This is a genomic window from uncultured Dialister sp., from assembly GCF_900538805.1.
Classification (GTDB): domain Bacteria; phylum Bacillota; class Negativicutes; order Veillonellales; family Dialisteraceae; genus Dialister.
Genome location: NZ_UPZP01000122.1, coordinates 1 through 5,558, shown reverse-complemented (window position 1 = coordinate 5,558; position 5,558 = coordinate 1). Strand labels below are relative to the sequence as shown.

At 53.1% G+C, this 5,558-nt stretch carries 5 protein-coding genes and 1 pseudogene; 1 reads left to right on the top strand and 5 read right to left on the bottom strand.

The features are described 5' to 3' along the window. Positions 1–516: 516 nt before the first annotated feature. From QZQ29_RS08650 to acpS, 5 genes are all read right to left on the bottom strand, one after another. On the bottom strand, positions 517–1,527 hold the full coding sequence (locus QZQ29_RS08650) for a uroporphyrinogen decarboxylase family protein (RefSeq protein ID WP_296962369.1): 1,011 nt from the start codon (positions 1,525–1,527) through the stop codon (positions 517–519). Between the two features lie 123 nt (positions 1,528–1,650). Further along, the gene (locus QZQ29_RS08645) at positions 1,651–1,872 is read right to left on the bottom strand and encodes a DUF3006 domain-containing protein (RefSeq protein WP_296962367.1); all 222 of its coding nucleotides are present in this window, start codon (positions 1,870–1,872) and stop codon (positions 1,651–1,653) included. Continuing rightward, the gene (locus tag QZQ29_RS08640; protein WP_296962365.1) at positions 1,872–2,792 is read right to left on the bottom strand and encodes a ComEC/Rec2 family competence protein; all 921 of its coding nucleotides are present in this window, start codon (positions 2,790–2,792) and stop codon (positions 1,872–1,874) included. The genes QZQ29_RS08645 and QZQ29_RS08640 overlap by 1 nt, the downstream gene beginning before the upstream one ends. Positions 2,793–2,794: 2 nt before the next feature. Next, complete coding sequence (locus QZQ29_RS08635; RefSeq protein ID WP_296962364.1) at positions 2,795–4,327, bottom strand: NAD(P)H-hydrate dehydratase; 1,533 nt, start codon at positions 4,325–4,327, stop codon at positions 2,795–2,797. After that, the gene (acpS, locus tag QZQ29_RS08630; protein WP_296962362.1) at positions 4,308–4,700 is read right to left on the bottom strand and encodes a holo-ACP synthase; all 393 of its coding nucleotides are present in this window, start codon (positions 4,698–4,700) and stop codon (positions 4,308–4,310) included. Before acpS ends, QZQ29_RS08635 begins: the two co-directional genes overlap by 20 nt. 209 nt (positions 4,701–4,909) lie before the next feature. On the opposite strand from acpS, the pseudogene rpsT reads away from it, so the two are divergent. Then, positions 4,910–5,155 (top strand): annotated as a pseudogene (rpsT, locus tag QZQ29_RS08625) (30S ribosomal protein S20); the annotation flags it as partial. Positions 5,156–5,558 lie beyond the last annotated feature (403 nt).

The following is a 5,558-nucleotide window of genomic DNA, read 5'->3' as shown; positions in this document are numbered from 1 at the left end:
CTTATGGGCAGGCTAAGGGCCAACTTTGGTCGACTCGCGCATTCTATGCAGAATGCGCGCAGTAAGAATCGTAAGTGTCAGAAATATGGTTAAATACCAATCGGCGGGAAGGCTGCCGTTTGGCAGTCAGGTCAGCAAAGAGTATCATTTCGACTTGTAGCCACGTACACCCTTTTGCCGCTTACGCGGCACTTCCCCTCAAGGGGAAACAAGGCGTTACGGGATTTACTTTTGTGTCACCGTTGGTACATGCCGATGAGCCATAGCCTCCTTCCTTAGGAAGGAGGTGGCGCCGCAGGCGACGGAGGATAGGGGCGTCAGGTCTTTTCTCAAATTTTCGGACCTATCCTCAGCCCTATCGGGCAGCTCCTTCCTGAGGAAGGAGCCTGCGTTACGTTCTTTTCTTTTCTTTTGCGTTACCAATGCTGCATGACGGAGAGCCATAGCCCCCTTTCATAAGAAAAAAGGCACAAGAAAACAGGGCTCGAAGGCCCTGTTTTCTTTATACATATACTATTACTTCTTACCGTAGTGAGCGGCTGCGTCTCTGACCCAGTTGAACCGTTCGGGGTCAATGTCCTTGGGGACGGTGCAGTCAGCGCCCAGGATGACGCCTCTTGTGCCTGCTTTATCCAGGATGCGTGCTGTTTCCTTTTCCACTTCTTCCCTGGTGCCGGAGTAGAGGACTCCTTCGGGATTGTTGTCGAAGCCTCCGATGACGCAGCGGTGGTCAAAGATTTCTTCTCCCCTTTCCAGCGGCACCCCTTCAAAGGCCACGGCCCAGTTCACTGCTTTGAAGGGATAGTCCTCATACCAGGTGAGGTCGTTGTGGCAGCCCATGTAGCCGCAGATGTGGAGAAGGTTATAGTTGGAAACGGAGTTTGCCGCCTTCAGTACAGCGATTTCAGAGGGACTGATGAATTCCCGGTATTTCTCTTTTGTCATGTCCGGATGGGGAATGTTCTGCACCGACAGGTAGACGCCGTCGGCGTGGCCGTCGGTAATGACTGCCTTTGCCAGGGTGGCGATGTCTTCGGTCAAGACCGCCATCACTTCCTTCAGTGCTTCCGGGTCTTCCTTCATGAAACGGGTAATCACGGTCTTCGCATCGCTTCCGGTCTGCTGGAATTCAATGCACCGGGCCGGCGCGAAAAGATTGTAGAATACCATGACATCTTTGCCGTATCTCTCGGTCAGAATGCCGCAGAGTTCCACCTGCTTCTGAATCCACGCGGAATCCCTGCCCAGGGGCTTGATATCTGCTGCGTCCCGGATGGATTTCAAATCATGGAGCTGTTCATGGGGATAAAGGAAGAAGCCGTCGGTCATGACCTTAATGAAATCCGGTTTCCAGGACTCATAAAATTTTTCATGTCCCGCCAGGTTATCCACCCAGGCGGAATGGTCGGCCAGTGCGTCTGCGTGTCTCTGATCTGCCAGGAAATGATGCCAGAAACCTACCGGTACACGGTCTACCGGTCTGCAGTCAAGAGCTGCCTTGACTAGTTCTCTCTTAGTCTGTGCCATAGTGATGCCTCCTAAAGTGCAATGATGAATACCGCCGCCGGCGGCTTATCATCAATCATATCATATAAAGGGAAGAGACGGCGAGGAAAATGACTTTCATTTCTTCGCCGTCTCTTCCATGACCTATTCTTCTTTGTTCATTCTTTTGATTTCCGCCAGAAGGTCCTCCGCCTCTTCCATGGAGGCCTTCTCCCTTTCCGGATTCTCCCTGAAATCCATGTCCACTGCCATACCTTCATGGATATCCGGCAGCCAGGAGGCCGGAAGAATGACTGTTTCCTCATCATCTGTAATGAGCACGGCCTTCTTCCCTTCGATGCGGTCTACAATAGCTTCTTTTTTCATCAGTTTCTCTCCTTTTCAATGCGATAGCTGCTGCCGTCGCTGGTGAGTGTCACCGTGCCGTTCCTGTCGGTGCGGTAAATCTGGACTTTTGCCTTTTCCAGCTTATCAATGGTCACCTTGTGGGGATGGCCGTAATCATTGCCCTGTCCGCAGGAAATGAAGGCATTCTTCGGCGAAACGGCCTTCAGGAAAGCCGGCGAGCTGCTGGTGCGGCTGCCATGGTGGCCCACCTTCAGCACGTCGCTCTTCAGGGTGCCGCCTTTTCCAAGGATGGTCTTTTCTTCTTCCTGCTCCGCATCTCCGGTAAACATCATGGAGAAGCTGCCATAGGTCAGGCGGCCGACAATGGAATTATTATTGAAATCGGAATTTCCTTTCTGGTCCTTGATGACCTTTACCGGGCCAAGCACGTTAAATTTCACGCCGTCGAAGAAATCCACCTCGTCCCCTGCCTTCAGCACATGGTAGGGAATCTTCTTTTCCTTAATCTGCTTCAGGTAGTTCTTGTAGGAGCCGGTGCCTGCAGGCATGCCGTCATCATAAATGGCGTCCACCTTGAAATTTTTGAAAATGGCATTCATGCCGCCCAGATGGTCCGCATGGGGATGGGTAATGATGATTTTGGAAATTTCCTTTACCTTATATTTATGTAAGAGCGCCACAATCTGGTCCCGGTGCTCAATATCGCCGGTATCAATCATTACAAACTTCCCGTCCTTTTCCAGAAGGAACGCATCCCCCTGGCCTATGTCCAGCATGCGCACGGTAAGCTGGCTTCCCCCTTTGGCGGAAGCGGACGTTTTCGCTCCGCCGGAGGAGGCGGAAGGCGCTGCGCTGCCGCAGGCGGAAAAAGCGGCGGTCAATGACAGTGACAGAAGGAGCACTGCCAGAAATTTCATCAGATTTTTGAATAGATGCATAGTTATCTCCCCATTTTCATCACTTCAGCCCGGGCCGCCGGAATGAGCTTAGCCAAATCGCTGGCCCGGTATCCCACCGGCGTCTTTTCCGCCGCCATATCTCCTGCTAAACCGTGGAGGTACACCCCTGCCAGAGCGGCGCCGGAGGCGTTCATGCCCTGTCCCGCCAGGGCCGCAATGATACCGGTCAGCGTATCCCCCATGCCGCCGGTGGCCATGCCGGGATTTCCGGTGGGATTCACATAGGCGGAGCCGTCGGGCATGGCAGTCACCGTAGGCGCCCCTTTCAGCACCAGCACCACATGGTTTTCCACCGCAAACCGGATGGCTTCGTCAATCCGGCCGTCTTCGATTTCCTTAGGCGTTAGGCCGGTCAAATGGGAAAATTCTCCCACATGGGGCGTAAGGATGAGACGGCCCGGGCATGTATCCAGAGAAATATTTTCCTCCTTCAGCGCAAAGAGACCGTCCGCATCGATGACCATGGTTCCGTCAAAGGATGTGACCAGGTCTTTCACGAATCGTCCTGTTTCCCTGTTCCTGCCAAGGCCGGGGCCCAGGGCGACGACATCATAGGCCTTCGCCTTTTCCAGCGCCTCCCCGCTGTCTTCTCCTGTAAAGAAGGGATCTTTCCCAATAGAGGAAACCATGAGCTCCGGAATCCGTCCTGCCAGGGCATGGGCGGCACCGGCAGCAGTCACCACCGCCACCTTCCCGCCGCCGGCGTAAAGGGCGCCCTGCCCTGCCAGAAGGGCGGCCCCCTCCATGCCGTCGGAGCCTGCGAAAATGCCGATGAAGCCATTCTTCCCCTTATGGGACACCCGGTTTCTCACAGGAAGGATATTGAACACATCCTCCCTTTCCGTCAGACGGACAGGAAAATCCATGCGAGCTTCATTGGGAATGCCGATGGGCGAATAGAGCAGGGTACCGGTGTAGGAAGAGCCGGGATAAAGCACGTGGCCCCGTTTCACAGACCCCAGGGCCACGGTGTAGTCTGCGTCCACCACCACCCCTGCTGCCTTGCCGCTGTCCGTCATCATGCCGCTTGGCAGGTCCACGGAAATAATAATGCCCTGGGCTTCATTCATAAGAGTAATGAGGAGAGCCTTTTCCCCTTTCACCTCGCTGGAAATACCGGTGCCAATCAAGGCATCCACCAGGATATCGGCGTCATGGATATAGGGCGCCCCTTCTTCTGCTTTGGAAATGGAAATCACGGGGATTCCCATTTTCTCCGCCACCGCCTTGTACTGCTTCGACGACTCGCTCATGTGGGCCTCATTTCCCATGAGGAGCACCAGCACCCGGGCCCCCTTCTCTGCAGCGTAGCGGGCGGCCACGAACCCGTCGCCGCCATTATTTCCACTGCCGCAAAGAATCACCGTAAAGGCGCCGTCCCAGTCCACATAGGGCTGTGTCAAACGAACCACCGACGCCCCTGCGTTTTCCATGAGTACCATTTCCGGGATTCCGTACTCCTTCATGGCCATGGAATCCAGAAGTCTTGACTCCTCAGTCTTTGTCAGTATCATGTCTGCCTCCTGCCATGACCACCACTGCAATGGCCATATTTTCTTCATGGGAAATGGAAATGGACATATCCTCTATGCCCAGCTCCTCTGCCCTTTTCTTGAAAGTCCCCTGCAGATGGAGCACCGGTGCCCCCCATTTCGTCCAGGTCACAAAAGCGTCCTGCCAGGCGGAGCCGAATATGCCGATACCCAGTGCCTTCCCAGCCGCCTCCCGGGCTCCCCAGAGGGCCGCATAGGACTCGGCCCGCTTCTTCCCCTTCTTTTCACAGTGGGCGATTTCCTCTGCCGTGAAAATCTTCTCCGCCCGGGCCGGGAACTTTTCCAGTATGCGCTCCCACCTTTCAATCTTCACCAAATCTACACCTACGTACATGGGATTCTCCTTTCGTGAAATCCTCAAAACTTCTCACTTCTTTCCTCTTTATTGTACAAAAGCGCCATGCCTTATTCAAATGAAAGATGAAATCGGAAAAAATCGCATCTTTATATTTCAAAAGAAAAGATAGAAAGTTTCCTTGCCATGGCAGTCAAAATATGATAGAATGGCATGGTATGAATAATGCAGACGGGAGGTGAAATACATTGCCACAGATTAAAGCCAACATGAAAAGCATGAGACAGGACGCTGCTAAAAGAGCTGCCAACGCTGCTGTTAAATCCCAGATTCACGGCGCTATGAAGAAAGCTGTAGCTGCTGCTAACTCTGACAATAAGGAAGAAGCTTTTCGCGCCGCTGTAAGCATTATTGATAGTGCTGCTCAGAAGGGCGTCATTCATAAGAATGCAGCTGCTCGTAAGAAATCCCGTCTGAACGCAAACGTAAACGCTGCTATTGCCAAGGCTAAAGCTGCTGAAGCAAAAGAAAAAGCAGAAGAAGCTAAGGAAGAAGCAAAGGAAGCTTACAAGGAAGCAATGGAAGAAAAGGCGTAAGTCTTTCCAAAAGAACTGTGCAATTCGTGGCGCAGTTCTTTTTTTATTGCTTCCCTTAGTGTCACCTGGACAGGGGAATACCGTATTCCCGAAGGTTCACGCGCCTTCGGTGCGAGGGTTCATGGGCCATGCGCTGACGCACTGGCCCATAGGTTCTGTCCGGGACCGGCTGCCGCCTTCGGCGGCGGAGGTTCACGCTCCATACATAGATTTCCAACCACCTGGGGAAGCGCTGATTAAATCGTTATCGGATTTCATTCTTGTATTTTTATTCAATGCAAGGAATAAGTCGACGCGAATA

Coding starts and splice junctions, on each gene's coding strand:
- QZQ29_RS08650 (WP_296962369.1), bottom strand. CDS start 1,527: ATGGCACAGACTAAGAGAGAACTAGTCAAGGCAGCTCTTGACTGCAGA.
- QZQ29_RS08645 (WP_296962367.1), bottom strand. CDS start 1,872: ATGAAAAAAGAAGCTATTGTAGACCGCATCGAAGGGAAGAAGGCCGTG.
- QZQ29_RS08640 (WP_296962365.1), bottom strand. CDS start 2,792: ATGCATCTATTCAAAAATCTGATGAAATTTCTGGCAGTGCTCCTTCTG.
- QZQ29_RS08635 (WP_296962364.1), bottom strand. CDS start 4,327: ATGATACTGACAAAGACTGAGGAGTCAAGACTTCTGGATTCCATGGCC.
- acpS (WP_296962362.1), bottom strand. CDS start 4,700: ATGTACGTAGGTGTAGATTTGGTGAAGATTGAAAGGTGGGAGCGCATA.